Below are 21,069 nucleotides of genomic sequence, written 5' to 3' on the forward strand. Positions count from 1 at the left end.
TCTTTTGCGTAGTTTTATTTTAGACTAACGCAAAGGAGTTTTTTTTATGAAAGACAATGGAATTCCTCAAAGTTCCTATCCTCGAGAACGACTATTGCATTATGGCGCTGAAGCTTTATCCAATCAAGAATTGTTAGCGATTCTTTTACGAACGGGTTCTCATCCTTTCAATGTCATCGAACTAGCTGGTCAGATCCTCAACGAGTTTGAAGACTTGTATGAGCTAAAGCACGTGACATTGGACGAACTGCAGGCCATTCGTGGGGTAGGCCAGATCAAAGCGATCGAACTCAAAGCTACCGTAGAACTTGGCGCCCGCATCCAACGAGCAGCACAGCCAAAATATGGCAGAGTTCATTCCAGTGTGGATATTGCCAATCAGATGATGGAGGAATTAAAAGATTACCAGCAAGAACATTTGCTGTGTCTCTACCTAAATACCAAAAATGAGATCATCCAAAAAAAGACGTTATTCATCGGCAGTCTCAATCAGTCGATTGCTCATCCTAGAGAAATTTATCACGGAGCAGTTCGTTGCTGTGCCGCCCGAGTGATCTGCGTGCACAATCATCCCAGCGGCAGTCCCCAACCTTCGCAGGCGGATATTACCTTTACCAAACGATTGATGAAGTGTGGGGAATTGATGGGTATCGACTTGCTGGACCACTTGATTATCGGCAATAATTCATATATCAGCTTGCGAGAAGAAGGACTCTGGGAAGGCTGATCGTCTACCTTGCAAAAAAATAGTAGCAAGTGTAAAATATTAGTGTAATTTTGTTTGCTGAATAGATGTTGAAACGCTTGTTACACCTCTATCGGACACGAGCAATGTTACACATAATTAAGTGCTTATGCACGAGGAGGTTTTTTATAATGGAACAAGGTACAGTTAAATGGTTCAATGCTGAAAAAGGATTTGGCTTCATTTCACGTGAAGACGGTACAGACGTATTTGTACATTTCTCAGCAATCCAAGGTGAAGGCTTCAAGACTTTAGAAGAAGGCCAAGCAGTGACTTTTGATGTTGAAGAATCAGATCGTGGACCTCAAGCAGTAAACGTAAACAAAGCGTAAGCTTATTTACAAGACTGCATTCATGGGATTAGTGAAGGCACAGTCAAAAAAGACCATCATTCAGATGGTCTTTTTTTTTGCTCGCGTTCTTTGACAAAATCAATGAACGTGAGGATTTCTTTGATTCCTTCTTCTGAGATTGATTCATCGACATGGGAACTGATCAAGTCACTTTCTACTTTAGGATAGAGGTGTCTCTTATCAGATCGGCCTAAGAGATAGTCGGTCGACACACCAAATAGATCGGCTAACACTTGCAGCATGCTAAAGTCGGGCTCTCTTTTTCCTGATTCATAGGCAGTATAAGCTGGACGTGTGATCCCGATTTTGTCTGCCACTTCTTGCTGAGTTAACTTCTTTTCCAGACGTAATTTTTTTATGATTTGCGGAAACATAATGACACCTGCCTCTCTCGTGATAGTAACACACCGTTACTTAGAAAAAAAGAGTCGGTTGGTGTCTATTTGTTACTAAATATCGTTGACAAGTGTCATAAGGAAACATATAATGAGTGTGTGTCGAAACGTTACATTCCGAAGAAGGAGGGAACTGTATGCGGGAGTGGCTCATTAGGCAACGTGAAAAAAATGGACTCACTCAGGATCAAGTAGCTAAGGAATCCGAAATTGAGCGAACATATTACAATATGATTGAACGAGGAAAACGCCGACCAAGTGTAGAAGTAGCGAAGCGGATCGGTAAAGTGCTCCAATTTGATTGGACGTATTTTTTTAGCATCGAAGGTAACATAACGACACAAAAAGACAAACCTAGTTAAATGGAGGAGGGGACTCAAGATGCCTGTAAAAGGTACAGTTGCAAAAAGCGGCTATCTGGGTAAAAACAAAAGAAATTTCCAGGATCTAAAAAAAGATTTAAAGAAACACAAGTGGCTCTACGTCATGCTGATCATTCCAGTTATTTTTGTCGTGATCTGGAATTATTGGCCAATGTATGGCGTGATTATCGCATTCAAAGATTATTCTCCCGCATTTGGGATCTTAGGTAGCCCTTGGGTGGGATTGAAGCACTTTGAGCGTTTTTTTGCTTCCTATTTTTTTCTCGAGATCATTGTTAATACCTTGCGCTTGAGTCTTTACAGTTTGTTGGTCAGTGTACCATTACCGATCATTTTGGCGTTATTATTCAATGAATTGAATCGGAAATGGTTCAAATCAACCGCTCAGACGATTTCATACATCCCAAATTTTATTTCGGTGGTTGTCGTGATCGGGATGGTTCAATTCTTTTTTTCAAGTCAAGATGGCATGATTAATATGTTGCTGAATACATTTGGGTTTCCATCGATCGATTTTCTCGGAAGTCCTAAATGGTTTCCGCATATCTATGTGTGGTCGGGTGTCTGGCAAGGTGTGGGGTGGGGAACGTTGATTTATACGGCAGCGATGTCCGGGATCTCTCCCGATCAATATGAAGCCGCTTACTTGGATGGTGCCTCTCGCTTGCAATGTATTCGTCATATCACGATTCCTTCCATCATGCCGACCATCGTGATCTCCACGATATTGGCGACAGGAAGCATTTTATCCGTGGGCTTTGAGAAGACTTTTCTCTTACAGAACGCTGCGAATCTCGCTTCCTCTGAGGTGCTTTCGACATATACCTATAAAATGGGGATCATAAATGGGGAGTATAGTTTCTCTGCTGCAGTCGGTCTTTTTAATAACGTGATTAATTTTATTGTTTTATTTATTGTTAATAAACTAGCACAAAAGACAAATGAATCGAGTCTTTGGTAGGAGGAAAACGAATGAAAGTATCAGCAACGAAAGGGGATAAACTGTTTAATACTATCAATATCTTACTGGTCAGTCTGATTGCCCTGATTATCTTATATCCGCTTATCTTTGTGGTCAATGCTTCCTTCAGTGATCCCACTAGGATCTATGAGGTCCCGTTGCTTTTGTATCCCCGTGGATTAAATGTTGAAGGGTACAAGGAAGTGCTCAAGAGCAGTGATATCTGGACGGGTTTTCGCAACGCAGTGATCTACACGGGTTTAGGGACAGTGATCAACTTAATCGTCACGACGATTGCTGCCTACCCATTGTCTCGTTCCGGCTTACGAGGCAAGCGTTTCTTTACTTTATTTTTTACGATTACGATGTTTTTTAGCGGAGGGTTGATCCCCACTTATTTAGTTAATCAGCAGTTAGGGATCGTTAACACACTTTGGGTCATGATCTTGCCTGGAGCGTTGGGTGTTTATAATATGATTTTGATGCGTACGTATTTCAGTCAAAATATTCCTAATGATTTGATTGAAAGCGCTTATATCGATGGTGCCAACGATTTATGGTTATTATGGAAAGTCGTCTTGCCTCTGGCTACCCCGATCATCGCAGTGATGGCAATGTTCTATGGTGTCGGTCGCTGGAATGCCTACTTTGACGCGTTGATTTATTTACAGGATCGTGCCAAGTATCCTCTGCAGATTATTCTGCGAGAAATACTGGTTCAGGGACAGTTTGGCCAAGATATGAACCAAATCATTGCCGGTAGTGCGGAATCCGAACTGCTTATGCTGAAAATGACCCTCAAATACAGCTTAGTGATCGTTTCAAGTCTGCCTGTGCTCCTATTTTATCCTGTGGTAGCCAAATACTTTGAAAAAGGCATCCTAGTAGGATCCATCAAGGGATGAGGAGGTGTTTCGATGCTAAAAGCGATCGCTGCATTTTGTGAATTAGTGTACGATATGATGCTTTTGAATGTGTATTGGTGGCGCTACATGCTTCTGGGCGGTGTGCTGTTTAGTCTGATACCGGCAACGATTACTGTCTACGATTGCATTCGAAAAAGGATTCTGCAGAAAAATGAAGCTCCTCTCAAAGAAATTTTTTCAGATCAATATCGGCACAACAAACAAAAAAATCGCTGGTTTCATGTTGCGGCTATTGTTCTGACTGGTTTTGTTATTGGGGTTCATCACACATTAGCGAGTGATTATCCCACCAATTTCTTGTTTGAGTTTACGATGCGGACGAATCTCCTGATTATTTTATTGCTGGCGATCACATTTTTCCCTGTGCATGCTTATTTTTCATTAGACAAAGTCCATCGTTGGTTACAGCCGTTACTGTTTGTGTTCATTTGTCCCGTTCAGCTATTAATAAGTATGGGACTTCTTGGATTGGTTAGTCTTCTTTATTGTTACTATCCATTTTTAGGGATCTGTTTAGGGATCGGATTGCCTGCTTATGGGATAGGTTTCTTGTTTTTCAATAAATTTAACAAAATGAAAGGAGTCTATTTTTGATGTCGCCCGTTGTTCGATTGTATAAAAAGGAGAGAACTGTATGAAAAAAGGAGTGCTATTGTTTTTGTTGTCCTTCGTCTGGCTGTTGTCGGCTTGCCAATCTAGTCCAAGTGAAAAAGTAGCAGATGACGTAAAGTCGATTCATTTAATGAGGAATGATTTTACAGACGTGAGGCCGAAAAGCGAAGACCTGTGGATGTGGCAAGAGTACGAGAAGAAGTCTGGAGTCAAAGTACAGTGGGAAGAAGTAAAAGAGTTTGGGGAAAAGAAGAATTTGATTCTATCAGGAAAGCTGCCTGATGCCTTTTATCAGACCGGCTGGAGCAATGATGAGATCGTGAAATACGGACAGCAAGGATTGTTCATTCCATTAGAAGATCTGATTGCCGAACATGCACCGAATCTGCAAAAAATCTTAGATGAAAATCCGATTGTCAAAAAGACGTTAACAGCACCGGATGGTCATATGTACTCGCTGCCGTATATGTCTTTGGATCCAATGAGCGGCGGGCGAACGGTTCGACTGTATATCAATCAAAATTGGCTGGATGAATTGTCCTTGGATGTGCCTCGTACAACAGATGAACTGAAAGAGGTTCTAGCTGCTTTTGTAGCGAGCGGGGAAGGACGAGAAGGGTATTATATGCCAAGTGGCTGGTTAGCCGGCGGACTGGAAAAGGTCTTGATGGCTTCCTATGGATTGGGGACAGGCAGCAGACAGGCGATGGGGAATATGCTGTTTGTGGATGAAGCGGGGCAATTACAGTTGACCATCAACCATGAACGGATGCGGGAAGTCTGGATGTACCTAAGAGAGTTGTATGCAGAAGGATTAGTTGCAAAACAATCCTTTGCCGGCGTGGATGATGACAAATGGCGAGCGGATGCTGCCCATGACAAAGTTGGTCTCTTCCAGTGGGTCGATCCTGATTTCATTGGCCCATTTGGACCAGAAACGTATACGCCGATCAATGTCATTGAAGGACCTTATGGCGACAAGACACTTTATACGGAACCGCCTGTTTCTGGTACTTCAGCATTTATCATTACGAAGGATGCAGCAGATCCAGGATTACTTCTTGAGTGGGTGGATTACTTCTATAGTCCTGAAGGGCAGATTTTTGCTTATTTAGGAGAAGAAGGAGTGACCTATGAAGTTGACGAAGATGGGCACATGGTCTATATTGACGAAATCTTAAACTATCAAAACGGGCCGCAACTCGGTGCTTTCCAGTGGGTCGATAATGTGTATGGAGGCTATTTCCCTTATGCGGAATTGGATCAAGAAATCAGAGATCGAGCGTTTGGCAAAGAACCGGCTGTCTATGATGATGTCAAAGAAGAATATATGCCGGAATACATGCTGCCGACATTTATGGCAACCGAAGCAGAAGCAGCAGAATTGTCAACGATCGTTACAGATATCTCAACCCATGTGGAACAATCGCGGGTAAAGTTCATTACAGGTGAATGGAATTTTGAAAAGGATTGGACCAACTATGTGCAGCAATTGGATCGTATCGGTGCTCAACGCTTATTGGAGATCCGTCGGCAACAATTTGAACGCTTTAATCAAGACTAACTTAAGGGCGAATAAGCAGTAGGAAAACCAAGTGAATGCCAAAGGAGCAGAACAAAATGGATTATTTTATGCAAGAAGCAAAAATCAAGCGCCGCATTCAAGAAATCGAGGCATTGAGGTATCGAAACAAGCGTCAGATCCAGCAATGGTTTGTCACAGAGGATCAGACAAAGTGTCAGAAATATCCGCCACTCTTTTCGACTGAACAAGTCATGCACATAGGGGAAACGTGGCAAGGAAGGGATCGCTATTTATGGCTTCAAGCGAAAGTCACCATTCCCCCGAAGATGAATATATTGTTTTTTGATTTTGGAAAAACTGGTGGCGGCAATAACTCTGGTTTTGAATCACTTTTATTTATTGATGGTGTCCCTGTTCAGGGAATCGACGCCAACCACAAAGAATTTCTATTAGAACCTGCAAATTTAGGAAAAGAAGTGATCGTTGCGCTGAAGCTATGGTCTGGACTAGAAGGCGGTGGCGAAGAACGGCAGCTGACCCATGAACTGAAAGCTGCATTTATCGGTTATTTGGATGAAGAAGCCAACAATTATTTTTATCTTTCTAAAATGATTTTAGAAACGATCCAGCAATTAGCAGAGGATCATGACCGGAAGGTTCGGCTGCTCAAGATGTTGAATGGTTCGTTTCAACGGATCGATTGGCGAGAAAAAGGATCACCGCAGTTTTATGATAGTTTGCGGGAAGCACATCTTTTTCTAAAAGAGGCGCTGCAAGCACTTCCCAAAAGTGACTTGGTTCAAGTCACAGCGATTGGACACACCCACATTGATCTTGCGTGGCTTTGGCAGTTGAAGCACACGCGTGAAAAGGCGGCCCGCAGCTTTTCTACAGTCTTGAAATTGATGAAAGAATACCCAGAATATGTGTTCCTTCAAACTCAGCCGCAAATTTACCAATATATCAAAGAGGACTATCCTGAATTGTATGTGCAAATCAAACAACGAATCGCAGAAGGCCGCTGGGAAGTTGATGGCGCCATGTGGGTCGAAGCAGATTGTAATCTGCCTAGTGGCGAATCCCTTATTCGCCAGATTCTCTACGGAAAAAAGTTTATTCGCGAGGAATTCGGGCGGGAAAGCACCTATCTCTGGCTGCCGGATGTTTTTGGGTATTCATGGGCGTTGCCGCAGATTCTGAAAAAAAGTGGAATCAATACCTTTATGACGACGAAAATAAGTTGGAATCAATACAATCGCATGCCAAACGACACCTTTCTATGGAAGGGGATCGATGGCTCTGAAATTTTGACGCATTTCATCACGACACCCGTTCCAGGTGGTGGCAGCTGGACAGAAAAATCCAATTGGTTTTACACGTATAATGGGTTGCTGACCCCGGAGACGGTTTTAGGAGTATATCGCAGCTATCAAAATAAAGCATTGAATCAACATCTATTGATTTCCTATGGACATGGAGATGGCGGCGGTGGTGTCACCCGAGAAATGTTGGAAAACCGCAGAAAGATGGCTGAGATTCCGGGATTACCGATGCTTAAAACGGGTCGGGCTGCTGACTTTTTTGAAGAGTTACATGAAACTGTCGACCAAAATTCGAACGATCTACCAATCTGGGATGGGGAACTGTATTTGGAGTACCATCGCGGTACCTATACTTCGCAGGCCTTTATCAAGAAAATGAATCGCTGGTTTGAAATACGCTTGCGGGAACTTGAATGTTTGTACAGTCTTCAGTCTATGACAGCAGGAACGGCTTATCCTGCTGCAGTATTCGAAAAGCTTTGGAAAAGCGTCTTGAAGAATCAATTTCATGACATTATCCCGGGCTCTTCCATCAAAGAAGTCTATCAAGATTATCGGAACGAAGCACTTGCTTGTCAAAAGCAGCTTCATGCTCTGACAACTGCTCTTGAGACAGAAGAACAACAATTACGTATCATCAATACAGCCGCTTGGCAGCGAACAAGCATCATTGCAGTAGCACCGGGCACGGTACCTGAACAGCAGCAAGTTTTCTTCGACGGTTCCTGTTACGCTCTGGTACATTTGCCAGCATTCCAAGCGAGTCTTTTGCCGGATTGTATCTGTGCGTTGCCATTGGAAGCAGTGTCCGTTAGTGAAAAAGACCAACTCGAGACTCCGTTTTATCAAGTCCGATGGAATGAGGCGGGGCATTTGACCCAGATCTATGACAAAACCGCACAACGAGAAGTGCTTGCTGGGACAGGGAATGTCTTTCAATTATTTGAAGACAAACCATTGAATTTCGATGCGTGGGATATCGATCTTTTTTATCAAGAAAAAGGCACGGAGCTAAGCAGTGCAGGCATTCAAGTCATCGCGAACAATCCTTTGTTTACTGTCTTAGAACAGCAAGTCACTTTTGGGCAGTCAACTATTTTACAAAAAATCTATTTCTATGCTCATACGAAGCGAATTGATTTTGTTACCACGGTGGATTGGCAAGAACGCCAGCAATTGTTGAAAGTGAAATTTGATGTCAATATTCGCGCGACAGAAGCTATTTTTGATATTCAGCATGGGAATGTGAAGCGTCCAACTCACTGGAACACGAGCTGGGATATCGCCAAATTTGAGACAGTAGGTCATCAGTGGGCGGATGTTGCACAAATGGATTACGGGGTGGCCCTTTTGAACGACTGCAAATACGGCTACGATATCAAAGGCAATCAGCTGCGATTATCTTTATTAAAAGGAGCAACATACCCGGATCCTCAGGCAGATCTTGGTTCCCACACGCTTACCTACAGCCTATTTCCGCATCAAGGAGATTTTGCAACTGGTCAGGTGATGGAAGAAGCTTGGGAGATCAATGCACCATTGAGTCAACTTCAAACAGAGATGGCAAGTATTCCTCTTGAAATCGAGGCTGATGAAAGTTTGATAATCGACGCATTGAAGTTAGCGGAAGATCAAAGCGGGTGGATTTTGCGTTGCTATGACCATTTAGGGAGCGATCGCGACGTCACCATTCACTGTCATGGAACTGGCAAAATTCGCTGGCAAGAGACGAACATGATGGAAGAAGCTAGCGAAGAGTTAAAAGCGGAGCCGATCGCATTTTCATTGCATCCATATGAAGTTAAAACCATTAAACTGGTGCTTAGCGAAAAGTAGATAGTTCTCCTGAAGAGATGTATCGGTGAGATCACTTCTTAGATCGTTTTTAAGACAGTTTTTAATATAGCCTCCAATATAGCTAAGTTTCCAAAGTAGTTTTAAATAGCTGTGGCAAGAGACAGTACCGATAATCCTGCGTCCAATTTCGAAAGAAGAGAGTCTTAAACCTAAGGAAGTCAGTAGGATGAAAAATAAAAAACTCGACCACTTCCATTGAGGGTTTGGTCGAGTTTTTTTGTTAGTGGTCGTCAGGTGTCATGATCATCGAAAGAATCATTGGGTGACGTTCTGTTTTTTCAAATAAGAAGGGTTGCAAAGCAGCTGACATGGCTTCTCGCATTTTATGTTCGCTAGGATCTGGCTGGTTCAAGACTTCTCTGAGGGCACGGAACAGGATCTGTTGTGCTTCATTGATCATCTCGCCAGATTCCCGCATATAGACGAATCCGCGGGAAAGAATGTCTGGTCCTGCTAAGACTTCTTTTTTCGTCAAGTCGACGGTGGCTACGGCTAGCACTAAGCCTTCTTCTGATAAGATACGACGGTCTCGTAAGACAACGTTACCGATGTCGCCAATTCCACTACCATCAACATAGACATCACCCGCATTGAAATGACCTGCTCGACGAGCAGAATCTGCAGTTAACGCCAGCATATCACCGTTTTCCATAATAAAACAGTTCTCTTTTGGAACGCCGACATCTTGTGCCAGTTGGGTATGGATATTCAACATTCTGAACTCTCCATGGACCGGCATAAAGAACTTAGGCTTCATCAAACGAAGCATCAATTTTTGTTCTTCTTGACCACCATGTCCCGAGGTATGGATATTATTCAATTTCCCGTGGATCACATGTGCACCTGCTTCTAACAGCAAGTTGATCAAGTGGTTGACACTAGTCGTATTTCCAGGGATCGGTGAACTAGAGAAAATGACCGTATCGTCTGGATGGATCTGAATTTGTCGATGAGTACCATTGGCGATCCGACTAAGGGCTGCCATTGGTTCCCCTTGAGAGCCAGTACATAGGATCATGGTTTCATTAGCTGGTAAGCGATTGATCTCATGAGATTCGACAAATGTACCGTCAGGGACTTTGATATAACCTAAGCGCTGCCCATTAACGATCGCATTTTCCATACTTCGACCGAAGACAGCGATCTTACGACCTGTGGCAACCGCAGCATCTGCTGCTTGTTGCAAACGGAAAATATTGGAAGCGAAGCTGGCAAAGATGATCCGGCCTTCGATTTTTTCGAAAATCTTGCGGATCGAACTACCAATCGTTTTTTCTGACTTGGTAAAGGTCGGAATCTCAGCATTGGTACTGTCAGAAAGGAGGCATAGCACACCTTCTTCTCCGATTCTGGCCATTTTGTGTAGGTTTGCTGGTTCGCCCACGGGTGTGAAATCGAACTTAAAGTCACCAGTTGCTACGATATTTCCCGAAGGTGTTTTCACCACAACGCCTAGCGCATCAGGAATACTGTGGGTCGTTCGGAAAAAGCTGACCGATGTTTTGCGGAAGCGAATCACGGTATCTTCATTGATCTCATGTAATGTAGCATCTCGCAGTAACCCGTGTTCATCCAACTTGTTGGTAATCAAAGCCAATGCTAATGGACCAGCATAGATTGGGATATTTGCTTCACGCAGAAGGTAAGGAATACCACCAATATGATCTTCATGACCATGAGTGATGACTAACCCTTTGACTTTCGTGATGTTTTGGACAATGTAGCTATAATCGGAAATCACATAGTCGATTCCAAGTAGTTCATCTTCCGGGAATTTGATCCCGGCATCAATCAAGATGATCTCGTCTTGGAATTGAACCCCATAACAGTTTTTTCCGATCTCGCCTAGTCCGCCGACGCCGAATACGCCAGTTTCATTATTTTTTAGAGAAACTTTCATTATTAAAACTCCGCTAATTTGAAATCAGCGTTCTCTTTTTCATACGCAAGATGTTTTTCATCAAGTTCTTGAATAAACTCGATGTTATATGGGGTGTTTTGTTCGACTGTACGGCGTGCAGCAACCGCGCTTTCTGCGTCAATGTACAGGGAATGGGTTTGTTCTCTTTTTGGGTTGCGGTCTTTTGTTTCTTGATAGTAAACTTTGTAAATCATACAAATTCTCCTTTATCTGCTAATGCAGTAGTTTATCGTTTTGTTCGATTCGGTGCATCACAAAATCAAGGCCCTAGATAAGTGACCTGAAAAGTGGGGGTCGTCAGTGGACCGCTACATGCTTTTTCCAGACAATCGTTGTGAGAAAAAAGAGAAAGCCTCGTCTTTGCTTTCCAAATGTTGTCATAAAAAATTCACCGGTTTTTGTAAATCGTTCCATTACAAGTAGTATTAGTTTATCATAGAAAAGTAAATAAGTATAGAAACTAGTTGGTTTGAAAGGGCTTCCCTTGGTCATCCTTAAAAAAATACTTTAAAATATCTCCTTTTTTTCTTCGGGAAGTGGGTTACTTGAAATTGGGACTATGATATAGTAAAAATAATGTGTAAAAAAAGGAGGGGCTTTTTTGAAATTAATGTGGCATTACACAATGCGCAATAAAAAACTGTTGGTTTTTAATTTCATCTGTGTGTTTGGATTTATTTTGATTGAACTAGGATTACCCACATTGCTGGCTCGAATGATCGATGTCGGTATTCGAAATGGTGACCGAGAGTATATCTGGAAGATGGGAATGGCAATGATTGCTATTACTTTGACAGGGATCGCAATGAATATTATGTTAGGGTACTTTACCTCAAGAATCACAACGAATCTCGTAGCAGATGTTCGAGATGATCTTTTTGAAAAGGTGCAAGGTTATTCACATACGGAATATGAAAAAATCGGTGTTTCATCCTTGATTACTCGGGTGACCAATGATGCATATCAAATCATGTTGTTCTTGCAGAATATTCTGCGGATTGGATTGATGACGCCGATGATGTTTGCGGTCAGTTTGTATATGGTCATGCGGACAAGTACAAAATTAGGGATGTATGTGTTAGGGGCACTGCCGATCTTGTTGATTGCTGTGATAGCCATCGCAAAGATTTCCGAGCCGTTGTCTAACAAGCAGCAAGCCAATTTGGATAAGATCAATGGTATTTTGCGGGAAAACTTGTCTGGTTTACGGGTCATCCGTGCGTTCGTAAATGAGAAATTTGAAGAGAAACGCTTTAGCAAAGTCAATCAAGCGTATGCATCCAGCTCTCGCAGCTTGTTCCGTTTGATGGCGACAGCACAGCCGGGCTTTTTCTTCTTATTCAATATCGTGATGGTACTGATCATTTGGTCAGGAAGTATTCAAATCGAAAATGGGCAACTGCAAGTCGGTGACTTGATTGCTTTTATCGAATACATCTTCCATGCTCTATTCTCATTCATGTTGTTTGCGACTATATTTACGATGTATCCACGTGCAGCGGTCTCAGCCCGACGGATTCAGGAGGCATTGGATATGACTTCAGAAATCGTGGAAGCCGAACAGCCAGTGACAGAAGGCAAGACCAAAGGATATGTGGAATTTAAGAATGTGACATTTGCCTATCCGGGACATGCTGAGAGTCCTGTGATCCGCAATGTTAGTTTTACTGCTTCTCCTGGTGAAACAGTTGCTTTCATCGGCAGTACTGGAAGCGGGAAATCAACATTGATCCAATTGATCCCTCGTTTTTATGATGTCACAAAAGGACAGGTTTTGATTGATGGGATCGATGTTCGCGAGTACAGCTTGTCCGCTTTGAGAAATAAGATCGGATTTATTCCCCAAAAAGCGTTGCTGTTCACTGGAACGATCGCAGAAAATCTGCGCTATGGGAAAGAAGATGCGACACAAGCGGACTTAGAACGTGCGGTTGAGATCGCACAAGCAGCTGATTTTATTGCTAAAACACCGGATGGCTTTGATGCACGTCTAGCAGAAGGAGGCACGAACTTTTCTGGTGGTCAGAAACAACGGCTGGCGATCGCTCGTGCGGTGATCCGTCGTCCCGAGATCTATATTTTTGATGATAGTTTTTCTGCACTGGATTATCAAACCGATGCCAAATTACGGGCGCGTTTGAAAAAAGAAACGACCGAATCAACTGTTTTGATCGTGGCGCAACGTGTGGGGACGATCATGCACGCGGATAAAATCATTGTGTTGAATGAAGGCGATGTAGTTGGTATCGGCACCCACAAAGAACTGTTGGAAAACTGCTCGGTTTATTACGACATTGCAGCATCACAATTATCAGAGGAGGAGTTGGCACAATGAAAGCATTCTCTTCTTTAAAACGTTTAGGGCGCTACATCAAACCCTACAAAGTCTCCTTTATTTTAGTCTTACTTTTTACTGTCGCTACAGTTGGCTTTAACGCGGCATTGCCGTATGTGTCCGGATTGCCTACAACAGAGATCAGTCGGAATATTGCAGCGGGAGAGCCGCTGAATTTTGATTACATCATCGTTTGTTTGATCTGGATCACCGTTGTCGGTGTAGGGTATTGTTTCTCACAATTAATGTCAGGGCTTTTGATCACAAATGTCGTTCAATCTGCGATGCGTGATTTACGTCAAGACATTGAAGAAAAGATCAACCGCTTGCCTGTTTCATATTTTGACAAAAATCAGCAAGGAAATATCTTGTCACGGGTAACGAACGATGTGGATGCAGTCAGTGGTGCGATGCAGCAAGCCTTGATCGGGATCGTCAATGCCTTTCTAGGAATCATCATGGCGGTAGCGATGATGTTTTATATCAATTCGTTTATGGCGTTGATCGCATTGATCATGATTCCAACGTCATTGATCATTTCAAGAACGATCGTCAAGAAATCGCAAAAAGACTTCCAAGGCATGCAAAATGCATTAGGAGACTTGAACGGTTATGTTCAGGAAAATATGACTGGTTTCAGTGTATTGAAAGTCTATGGACGAGAAAAACAAACACTTGACGGCTTTAAAAAAGTCAATCACCAACTGCGCTATTACGGCTTCCGTTCGGCCTTCGTCTCGGGATTGATGATGCCGTTAGTTCAAATGACTGCCTACTTTACGTATATTGCTATGGCAGTTATGGGAAGTTTCTATGTAATTGGCGGTGTGATCGTGGTAGGGCAACTGCAAGCCTTTATCCAATACATTTGGCAAGTGAGTCAGCCAATGGGGAATATTACCCAGCTTTCCTCTGTCTTACAAAGTGCTTCGGCAGCTGCAAAACGGGTTTTTGAGATTTTGGATGAACCGGAAGAACCAGTCAACCAAACAGATATTCCATTGCCAGCGGAATTTCATGGGGATGTTCAATTTGAACATGTCGGTTTTGCCTATGATCCGAAGAAACCGCTGATCAAAGATTTGAACTTTGAAGTGAAAGCTGGTCAGACGGTAGCGATCGTCGGACCAACTGGAGCCGGAAAGACCACATTGATCAATTTGTTGATGCGTTTCTACGATGTCAACGAAGGGGCGATCAAGATTGATGGTATTGATACGAAGAAAATGGCCCGCAGCGATGTCCGTTCGTTATTCGGCATGGTTCTGCAAGATGCTTGGTTGTATGAAGGAACGATCGGAGACAATATTCGTTTTGGTAAGTTAGATGCGACCGATTATGAAGTGGTCGATGCAGCTAAAACAGCCAATGTGGATCATTTCATCCGGACGATGCCGGACGGTTATGAGATGTTTATCAATTCCGAAGGGGATAATATCTCGCTTGGTCAAAAACAACTCTTGACGATTGCTCGAGCAGTCATTTCTAATCCGAAAATATTGATCTTAGATGAAGCAACAAGCTCTGTGGACACACGGCTCGAAGCGTTGATCCAAAAAGCGATGGACAAAGTGATGGAAGGACGAACCAGTTTCGTCATTGCTCACCGGTTGTCTACGATTCGGGAAGCCGATTTGATCTTAGTCATGGATCAAGGAGCAATCATAGAAAAAGGCAATCATGAAACACTACTGGCAGCTGGGGGATTTTACAGTCAGCTTTATCAGAGTCAGTTTTCAGAAGAAGCAGAATAGGTCAAAAGAGTGTGGTGTCAGCCGCACTCTTTTTTTTGTATGAAGTGTGAAGATATCCGCATATAGTCGCTGTTCTCTTACGGACTGATTCGTGGTTTTCATAGTTATTCATGGTATCATGGGTACAGGAATAGAGTAGTATAGTAGTAAAGTATAGTAGTAAAGTGTAGTAGTAAAGTGTAGTGGAGAAAGAAAAATCCTAAAGGAGTTTAACAATGGATCGGAAAAAAGAGACAAATAGCCAAAAACGAAATCAACTAAACGCAGAAACTGCTAGTACGCAAAACTTTATCGCGCCAAATGCGACTGTCGTCGGAGATGTCACCATCGGCAGTGAGGCGACTGTCTGGTTCCAAGCAGTTTTGCGGGGAGATGCAAATTATATTCGAGTAGGTGAGCGGACCAATATTCAAGATGGGACGATCATTCATGTGGATCATGATGCACCCACGATCATTGCAGAAGATGTGACTGTCGGTCATCAGTGCATGCTTCATGGCTGTAAGATTGAAAAAGGGGCCTTAATCGGCATGAGTTCCATTGTTTTGAACCATGCAGTTATCGGTGAAAACAGTTTGATTGGTGCCGGTTCTTTAGTTACTCAAGGAACGATCATTCCGCCCAATGTGCTGGCTTTTGGACGTCCTGCTAAAGTGATTCGTCCGTTGACAGAGGAAGAAATTGCCAAAAACAAAGCCAATATCGCCCATTATGTTTCCTTGGGAAAAGACTACTTGCAAGGGAAATATGTTTATTAATGGCAAGCGAAGTCAATCGGATCTCGTTTAATGACGCAAAAAAACCAGCGTGCTTCAGCACAGCTGGTTTTTTGATGGATGAATTATTTTAAGCTGTTTGATTCCATGATCTCGTCGATCAAGCCGTAATCTTTTGCTTCTTGAGCAGTCATGAAGTTATCACGGTCTGTGTCTTTTTCGATGACTTCGATTGGTTGACCTGTTCGCTCAGACAAGATTTTGTTTAGGCGTTCGCGAGTTTGCAAAATGTGACGAGCTGCGATTTCGATCTCTGTTGCTTGTCCTTGTGCGCCACCTAATGGTTGGTGGATCATGATCTCAGCATTTGGCAAAGCAAAGCGTTTGCCTTTTTCACCAGCTGTCAATAAGAATGAACCCATTGAGGCAGCCATCCCCATAACGATCGTTTGCACGTCTGCTTTGATGAAGTTCATGGTATCAAAGATTGCTAGTCCGGCTGTGACGCTTCCGCCTGGTGAGTTGATGTACAAGTAGATATCTTTTTCAGAATCTTGTGCATCCAAGAATAAAAGTTGGGCGATGATCGAATTGGCTAAATCATCTGTTACTTGACCACTTAACATAATGATGCGGTCTTTTAATAGACGAGAATAGATATCATAGGCTCTTTCGCCACGAGATGATTGTTCAATGACTGTAGGAATTAAATTCATTTTTTAGTCCTCCTAAAAATCGATATAGATATAGTTTAGCACAAAGTTTTTGCAATATCTAAAAGTAAGTATACCCATTAGGTCAATAAAGGTCAAATAAAAAGTTCGTTATCTTTTTTGCCTCTCTTTTAAATTATGATACAATAAAAAGAAAGTAAGCATGAAAGGGTCAGAAGAAAATGGCAGTAGCGATTGCAGGTTTTATCGGCGTATTAGTAGGCGCCTTATTAGTAACGATCATCTTCAATCTCAGAATTCGTTACGATGAACAAAAAGAAAAACGGCGACGGCTGTTGGAGCATAAAGTCAAAGAAATCGAGACACTTCTCCAATTGAACAGGAAAATCAGCGAAATTTTACAAAAACGGGTGATCCTGATGGACGAATATGTCAGTTTCGATGCTTTCGATGACTGTTATATAACGATCGATGATTTTGCTTATTTACAGTCTTTTGCCGCACAGAATAACTTTTATTTGCCGAATTATTTTTTAGAAGAATTTTTCAAGAAAATCGGTACCCGCAGAGTGATCCTTTCACCAGAAGAAACGGTGAAGATCGGCGGTTATACGTATAAAGGCGGTCGTGTCATCATGGAGAATTTCTTGGATACACTGACTGAAATGGTCAATGAGCGCAAAACGCAAATGAAAAATTTGACCAATGAACCATTAACTTATTTTTCTAAACCATTATAGTCGAGTCAATCGAGAATGGGGCTATAACATTGAGTCTGTGACAGAAGTTGCAACGAGATGATCCGAAGGACGTGAACGGAATTGCGCTCTCCATCGTGTATTTGATGAAGACCTGCTGCAGAGTAGGAGCAATTTCATGATTGTTGGGAGGATCATTTTGTGGAAAAACTTCTGTCATAGCCTCTTTTTTTGTCGATTCTCTGATATATACAAATCCTAGCGATGCCTTTAGAAAATGAGGATGGCACAAGGAGTAGGAGTTTGGTTCTATGGGGTTCCGTGGTAAAATAGAAAAAGATTGGAGTGAAACAAATGGTACAAATCGTTGCCCATCGTGGCAGTAGTGGAGACCGTCCAGAGAACACGTTACCAGCCTTTGCAGAAGCAGTTCGGGTCAAAGCCGATATCATTGAACTAGATGTTCATCTATCAAAGGATGGTCACCTGATCGTAATGCATGATGAAACAGTCGATCGCACTACGAACGGCAAAGGCCGAATTTGTGATAAAACGCTGACAGAACTAAAAGAATTGAATGCCGGCAGCTGGTTCTCAGAAGATTATGCCGCCACAAAAGTGCCGACGTTGAAGGAAGTCCTCGATCTTTTAGCAGCAAAGAATTATCGTGGTATTTTAACGATTGAATTGAAAACAGACCATTACGAGTATCAAGGGATCGAAAAGAAAGTATCTGAATTGTTAGCCAGTCAAAGCTGGCCCTTTACTCATTGGTATTGTTCATTCAATGTTGACACATTGGATCGATTGTATGCGATTGAACCGCAAGCAACCTTTGACTTTATTATGGGAAAATCGGAGGCGAAACCTCCGTTAGCATTGTCGCGCCCTTACATTGAAGGGATTCATCCTGCCTATGAGTGGGTCAAGAAACATGAGGAACAGATCGCGGATTATCCGATTGCCATTCGTCCTTGGACAGTCGATACAGAAGCAGAAATTCGTCACTGTCTTGCAGTAGGGGTCACGGGAATTATTACCAATTTTCCTGAGCGAGTCCGGGAAGTCCAAAGGAAGGTTCAGGAGGAAGCTCATTGATGGAAAAAGTGATTGTGGTAGTCGGACCGACTGCGGTTGGAAAAACGGCCTTAAGCATCGAACTGGCGAAAAAGTATCAGGGAGAAGTGATCAGCGGCGACTCCATGCAGATCTATCGTGGCTTAGATATTGGGACAGCCAAGGTAACAGCTGCAGAAATGCAAGGAATCCCTCATCATCTGATCGATATTCGCGACAGCCATGAATCCTATTCTGTGGCAGAATTTCAAAAAGAAGCCCGTGAGTTGATCACGGCCACCCATCAACGAGGTCATCTGCCTATCGTAGCAGGGGGAACCGGATTGTACATCCAGGCTTTACTCTATGACTATCAATTAGGAGCCGCTGAGGAAAGTGATCCTTCCGTTCGGCAGCGCTACCAGCAAGAAGCAGCAAGAATTGGCAAAGAAGCACTATGGCAAAAGTTGCAGGTATTAGATCCTTTAGCCGCAGCAAAGATCCATTACAACAATGAACGTAAAGTGATCCGCGCGTTGGAAGTCTTGGAAACAACGGGAATAAGCATTGCAGCCCCGACTACTGCACCGGAAGCGGTATACGATTATTTTATGATTGGGCTTTCCACAGACCGACAGTTGTTGTATCAGCGTATTGATCAGCGAGTCGATCAAATGGTGGAAGCAGGTTTGGTTGCGGAAGCACAACAGGTGCTGATCCATCCTGAGACCCAAGCAGCAAAAGGAATCGGGTACAAAGAATTTGCCCCTTATTTTGCCGGTACATGTTCATTAGAAGAAACGGTCGCACAAATCAAACAACAGTCTCGCAGGTACGCCAAACGGCAACTGACTTGGTTCAAGAATCGTCTCGCTCCTAGATGGGTCGATCTTGTCCAGCATCCTGAGGACGTATCTTCGATCGAAAAAGCGATCGACCAATGGTTGGAGGAGAAGGAATGACACAAGAACGCGTAATCCTTGTTGGCGTAGAAACAGAACGAAATTATTCGACCTTTGCGTCCTCAATGAATGAATTGAAAAGTTTGACCAAAACAGCAAACGGAGAGGTGATTTTTTCACTGATCCAAAAACGGCCGCAAGTTGATCGGCAAACAGTGATCGGAAAAGGAAAATTGGCGGAACTGCAACAGTTAGTGGATGCCCATGAAGCTGATTTGGTGATTTTCAATCATGAATTGACACCCCGACAAAGCCAGTTGATTGGTGAAGAATTAGGGGCGCCAGTTATTGATCGTGTCCAATTGATTTTAGATATCTTTGCTATGCGCGCTCGTTCAAAAGAAGGAAAACTGCAAGTAGAGCTGGCACAATTAGATTATTTGCTGCCTCGATTGATCGGACAAGGGAAAAATATGTCCCGTCTGGGGGGCGGTATTGGAACGAGAGGACCAGGAGAAACCAAACTGGAGACGGATCGACGCCATATCCGTAATCGGATCACGATCATTAAACGAGAGTTGAAGGAAGTCGCTGCTCATCGTGATCGTACCCGTCAGAAACGCCGCGACAGTCAAGTCTTTCAGATCGGTTTGATCGGGTATACCAATGCTGGGAAATCAACGATTTTGAATTTATTGACTAGTGCGGATACCTATGAGCAAGACCAACTGTTTGCGACGTTAGATCCTTTGACAAAGCGTTGGCGGTTGCCGGAAGGATTGGAAGTGACCGTTACCGATACTGTCGGCTTTATTCAAGAACTGCCGACACAATTGATCGATGCCTTTCATTCTACATTAGAAGAGAGTCAAAATATGGATCTGCTGCTGCATGTGGTTGATGCTGGTTCTCATGATCGGCAACAGCAAGAAAAAACAGTTTTAGCATTGATGGAAGAACTATCATTGACGCAAGTCCCAGTTCTGACGATCTATAATAAAGCTGATCGCATTGATCCAGAACAATTTGTGCCGACGCTGTTCCCCAATGTTTTGATTTCTGCCAAGAGCAGTAAAGGGAAAGAACAACTGATCCAAGCAATTAAAATGGAACTCATGCAAATCATGCAGCCTTATCAAACCGTTTTAGCTGCCAATGAAGGCAAGCGATTGAGCCGTTTGAAGCGGGAAACACTCTTGCTTACCAATGACTTTGACGAGGAAGATCAAACCTATCACCTAAAAGGTTTTGCATTGCCAGGTTCTGCCGGGATCTATCCAACAATTGAAGAGTAACGCTCAGGAAATGAAGTGGTCGAGCTGTGTGTAGGGAATTCTAATACCTGCACGCAGTTTTTTTTCAGTGATTACCACTGGAAATTTTTTTCATTCGACCAGTAAAAGGATGGTTTTCTAGTGATTGTTCTGCCAAACAGAAAAAAATAAATGTCTATGTCACTTTTTCTTACATGAAGGGTTGACAGTGGAAAAAACAATTGGTATAGTTTCAATTAAGTTATGCAGGATCATCTAAATGAGGGAGGCGCCACGTTATGCGGGAAAAAGAGTTGCGGCGTTCGATGTCTGTCTTTCCGATTGGAACAGTGATGAAACTAACGGATCTGACGGCTCGTCAAATTCGTTACTATGAAGAACAAGAACTGATCCATCCAGAACGCAGTGATGGTAATCGACGCATGTATTCATTAAATGATATCGATACGCTATTAGAAATCAAAGACTATCTGTCAGATGGTTTGAATATGGCTGGGATCAAACGTGTGTACGAGATGAAAATTGCCAAAGAACAAGAAGCAAAGAACAAACCGCCACTGACTGACGAAGATGTTCGTCGAATCTTTTATGACGAACTCCTAGCGCAAGGTGGTCTGAATCAACAACAGCCATTCCAACAAAAAGGTCCGCTAATGTAGA

20 protein-coding genes are annotated in these 21,069 nt (G+C 42.9%); 16 read left to right on the forward strand and 4 right to left on the reverse strand.

Annotation, left to right across the window (positions count from 1 at the left end):
• Positions 1–46: 46 nt before the first annotated feature.
• Both radC and EGX73_RS08295 read left to right on the forward strand, forming a co-directional pair.
• Positions 47–727 carry a DNA repair protein RadC gene (gene radC, locus EGX73_RS08290; RefSeq protein WP_003127339.1) on the forward strand — a complete coding sequence of 227 codons (681 nt, stop codon included), beginning with the start codon at positions 47–49 and terminating at the stop codon, positions 725–727.
• A gap of 149 nt (positions 728–876) precedes the next feature.
• Positions 877–1,077 (forward strand): cold-shock protein, encoded by a 201-nt coding sequence (locus EGX73_RS08295; RefSeq protein ID WP_003127340.1) that lies wholly within the window; start codon positions 877–879, stop codon positions 1,075–1,077.
• Positions 1,078–1,133: 56 nt separating this feature from the next.
• On the opposite strand, the gene EGX73_RS08300 is transcribed toward EGX73_RS08295, so the two are convergent.
• Positions 1,134–1,472: a helix-turn-helix domain-containing protein gene (locus EGX73_RS08300; protein ID WP_103300561.1), complete on the reverse strand. Its 339-nt coding sequence runs from the start codon at positions 1,470–1,472 to the stop codon at positions 1,134–1,136.
• A gap of 158 nt (positions 1,473–1,630) precedes the next feature.
• On the opposite strand from EGX73_RS08300, the gene EGX73_RS08305 reads away from it, so the two are divergent.
• Genes EGX73_RS08305 through EGX73_RS08330 form a run of 6 tightly spaced genes read left to right on the forward strand, consistent with a single transcriptional unit; the run spans position 1,631 to position 9,058 of the window.
• Positions 1,631–1,855, forward strand: a complete 225-nt coding sequence (locus EGX73_RS08305) for a helix-turn-helix transcriptional regulator (protein ID WP_003127343.1) — start codon at positions 1,631–1,633, stop codon at positions 1,853–1,855.
• A 19-nt stretch (positions 1,856–1,874) separates the two neighbouring features.
• Positions 1,875–2,837 (forward strand): sugar ABC transporter permease, encoded by a 963-nt coding sequence (locus EGX73_RS08310; protein WP_005471608.1) that lies wholly within the window; start codon positions 1,875–1,877, stop codon positions 2,835–2,837.
• Positions 2,838–2,848: 11 nt separating this feature from the next.
• On the forward strand, positions 2,849–3,742 hold the full coding sequence (locus EGX73_RS08315) for a carbohydrate ABC transporter permease (RefSeq protein ID WP_123866874.1): 894 nt from the start codon (positions 2,849–2,851) through the stop codon (positions 3,740–3,742).
• A gap of 12 nt (positions 3,743–3,754) precedes the next feature.
• Positions 3,755–4,357: a DUF624 domain-containing protein gene (locus tag EGX73_RS08320; RefSeq protein WP_003127346.1), complete on the forward strand. Its 603-nt coding sequence runs from the start codon at positions 3,755–3,757 to the stop codon at positions 4,355–4,357.
• 40 nt (positions 4,358–4,397) lie between these two features.
• The gene (locus EGX73_RS08325; RefSeq protein ID WP_123866875.1) at positions 4,398–5,939 is read left to right on the forward strand and encodes an extracellular solute-binding protein; all 1,542 of its coding nucleotides are present in this window, start codon (positions 4,398–4,400) and stop codon (positions 5,937–5,939) included.
• A gap of 56 nt (positions 5,940–5,995) precedes the next feature.
• Entirely contained in the window at positions 5,996–9,058 is a 3,063-nt protein-coding gene (locus EGX73_RS08330) for an alpha-mannosidase (RefSeq protein WP_123866876.1), read from the forward strand.
• A gap of 241 nt (positions 9,059–9,299) precedes the next feature.
• On the opposite strand, the gene EGX73_RS08335 is transcribed toward EGX73_RS08330, so the two are convergent.
• Both EGX73_RS08335 and EGX73_RS08340 read right to left on the reverse strand, forming a co-directional pair.
• Complete coding sequence (locus EGX73_RS08335) at positions 9,300–10,979, reverse strand: ribonuclease J (protein WP_003127349.1); 1,680 nt, start codon at positions 10,977–10,979, stop codon at positions 9,300–9,302.
• A gap of 2 nt (positions 10,980–10,981) precedes the next feature.
• The gene (locus tag EGX73_RS08340; protein WP_003127351.1) at positions 10,982–11,194 is read right to left on the reverse strand and encodes a DNA-directed RNA polymerase subunit epsilon; all 213 of its coding nucleotides are present in this window, start codon (positions 11,192–11,194) and stop codon (positions 10,982–10,984) included.
• A 407-nt stretch (positions 11,195–11,601) separates the two neighbouring features.
• Here EGX73_RS08340 and EGX73_RS08345 point away from each other — a divergent pair, with 407 nt between their 5' ends.
• The 3 genes from EGX73_RS08345 to EGX73_RS08355 all read left to right on the forward strand — a co-directional run bounded on the left by EGX73_RS08345 (position 11,602) and on the right by EGX73_RS08355 (position 15,847).
• Positions 11,602–13,335 carry an ABC transporter ATP-binding protein gene (locus tag EGX73_RS08345; RefSeq protein WP_096711065.1) on the forward strand — a complete coding sequence of 578 codons (1,734 nt, stop codon included), beginning with the start codon at positions 11,602–11,604 and terminating at the stop codon, positions 13,333–13,335.
• Entirely contained in the window at positions 13,332–15,089 is a 1,758-nt protein-coding gene (locus tag EGX73_RS08350) for an ABC transporter ATP-binding protein (RefSeq protein ID WP_003127357.1), read from the forward strand. Before EGX73_RS08345 ends, EGX73_RS08350 begins: the two co-directional genes overlap by 4 nt.
• Positions 15,090–15,304: 215 nt before the next feature.
• Positions 15,305–15,847 (forward strand): gamma carbonic anhydrase family protein, encoded by a 543-nt coding sequence (locus EGX73_RS08355; RefSeq protein WP_003127358.1) that lies wholly within the window; start codon positions 15,305–15,307, stop codon positions 15,845–15,847.
• An 83-nt stretch (positions 15,848–15,930) separates the two neighbouring features.
• Here the strand turns inward: EGX73_RS08355 and clpP are convergent, their stop codons facing one another.
• Positions 15,931–16,521 carry an ATP-dependent Clp endopeptidase proteolytic subunit ClpP gene (gene clpP, locus EGX73_RS08360; RefSeq protein ID WP_003127359.1) on the reverse strand — a complete coding sequence of 197 codons (591 nt, stop codon included), beginning with the start codon at positions 16,519–16,521 and terminating at the stop codon, positions 15,931–15,933.
• 179 nt (positions 16,522–16,700) lie between these two features.
• Between clpP and EGX73_RS08365 the strand changes: the two genes are divergently transcribed.
• The 5 genes from EGX73_RS08365 to EGX73_RS08385 all read left to right on the forward strand — a co-directional run bounded on the left by EGX73_RS08365 (position 16,701) and on the right by EGX73_RS08385 (position 21,068).
• Positions 16,701–17,219, forward strand: coding sequence for a hypothetical protein (locus EGX73_RS08365; protein ID WP_003127360.1), 519 nt, complete (start codon positions 16,701–16,703; stop codon positions 17,217–17,219).
• A gap of 312 nt (positions 17,220–17,531) precedes the next feature.
• Entirely contained in the window at positions 17,532–18,275 is a 744-nt protein-coding gene (locus tag EGX73_RS08370) for a glycerophosphodiester phosphodiesterase (protein WP_005471627.1), read from the forward strand.
• The gene (gene miaA, locus EGX73_RS08375) at positions 18,275–19,195 is read left to right on the forward strand and encodes a tRNA (adenosine(37)-N6)-dimethylallyltransferase MiaA (protein WP_005471628.1); all 921 of its coding nucleotides are present in this window, start codon (positions 18,275–18,277) and stop codon (positions 19,193–19,195) included. The genes EGX73_RS08370 and miaA overlap by 1 nt, the downstream gene beginning before the upstream one ends.
• A complete protein-coding gene (hflX, locus tag EGX73_RS08380; RefSeq protein ID WP_003127363.1) occupies positions 19,192–20,430 on the forward strand; it encodes a GTPase HflX in 1,239 nt (412 codons plus the stop codon). Before miaA ends, hflX begins: the two co-directional genes overlap by 4 nt.
• A 257-nt stretch (positions 20,431–20,687) precedes the next feature.
• A complete protein-coding gene (locus EGX73_RS08385; RefSeq protein WP_003127364.1) occupies positions 20,688–21,068 on the forward strand; it encodes a MerR family transcriptional regulator in 381 nt (126 codons plus the stop codon).
• The last annotated feature ends 1 nt before the right edge of the window (position 21,069 follow it).

It is taken from the genome of Enterococcus sp. FDAARGOS_553 (assembly GCF_003812305.1).
GTDB lineage: Bacteria > Bacillota > Bacilli > Lactobacillales > Enterococcaceae > Enterococcus_D > Enterococcus_D gallinarum.

Bases quoted from the DNA above. Each gene is read 5' to 3' on its own strand.
- radC (WP_003127339.1), top strand. From the start codon at position 47: ATGAAAGACAATGGAATTCCTCAAAGTTCCTATCCTCGAGAACGACTA.
- EGX73_RS08295 (WP_003127340.1), top strand. From the start codon at position 877: ATGGAACAAGGTACAGTTAAATGGTTCAATGCTGAAAAAGGATTTGGC.
- EGX73_RS08300 (WP_103300561.1), bottom strand. From the start codon at position 1,472: ATGTTTCCGCAAATCATAAAAAAATTACGTCTGGAAAAGAAGTTAACT.
- EGX73_RS08305 (WP_003127343.1), top strand. From the start codon at position 1,631: ATGCGGGAGTGGCTCATTAGGCAACGTGAAAAAAATGGACTCACTCAG.
- EGX73_RS08310 (WP_005471608.1), top strand. From the start codon at position 1,875: ATGCCTGTAAAAGGTACAGTTGCAAAAAGCGGCTATCTGGGTAAAAAC.
- EGX73_RS08315 (WP_123866874.1), top strand. From the start codon at position 2,849: ATGAAAGTATCAGCAACGAAAGGGGATAAACTGTTTAATACTATCAAT.
- EGX73_RS08320 (WP_003127346.1), top strand. From the start codon at position 3,755: ATGCTAAAAGCGATCGCTGCATTTTGTGAATTAGTGTACGATATGATG.
- EGX73_RS08325 (WP_123866875.1), top strand. From the start codon at position 4,398: ATGAAAAAAGGAGTGCTATTGTTTTTGTTGTCCTTCGTCTGGCTGTTG.
- EGX73_RS08330 (WP_123866876.1), top strand. From the start codon at position 5,996: ATGGATTATTTTATGCAAGAAGCAAAAATCAAGCGCCGCATTCAAGAA.
- EGX73_RS08335 (WP_003127349.1), bottom strand. From the start codon at position 10,979: ATGAAAGTTTCTCTAAAAAATAATGAAACTGGCGTATTCGGCGTCGGC.
- EGX73_RS08340 (WP_003127351.1), bottom strand. From the start codon at position 11,194: ATGATTTACAAAGTTTACTATCAAGAAACAAAAGACCGCAACCCAAAA.
- EGX73_RS08350 (WP_003127357.1), top strand. From the start codon at position 13,332: ATGAAAGCATTCTCTTCTTTAAAACGTTTAGGGCGCTACATCAAACCC.
- EGX73_RS08355 (WP_003127358.1), top strand. From the start codon at position 15,305: ATGGATCGGAAAAAAGAGACAAATAGCCAAAAACGAAATCAACTAAAC.
- clpP (WP_003127359.1), bottom strand. From the start codon at position 16,521: ATGAATTTAATTCCTACAGTCATTGAACAATCATCTCGTGGCGAAAGA.
- EGX73_RS08365 (WP_003127360.1), top strand. From the start codon at position 16,701: ATGGCAGTAGCGATTGCAGGTTTTATCGGCGTATTAGTAGGCGCCTTA.
- EGX73_RS08370 (WP_005471627.1), top strand. From the start codon at position 17,532: ATGGTACAAATCGTTGCCCATCGTGGCAGTAGTGGAGACCGTCCAGAG.
- miaA (WP_005471628.1), top strand. From the start codon at position 18,275: ATGGAAAAAGTGATTGTGGTAGTCGGACCGACTGCGGTTGGAAAAACG.
- hflX (WP_003127363.1), top strand. From the start codon at position 19,192: ATGACACAAGAACGCGTAATCCTTGTTGGCGTAGAAACAGAACGAAAT.
- EGX73_RS08385 (WP_003127364.1), top strand. From the start codon at position 20,688: ATGCGGGAAAAAGAGTTGCGGCGTTCGATGTCTGTCTTTCCGATTGGA.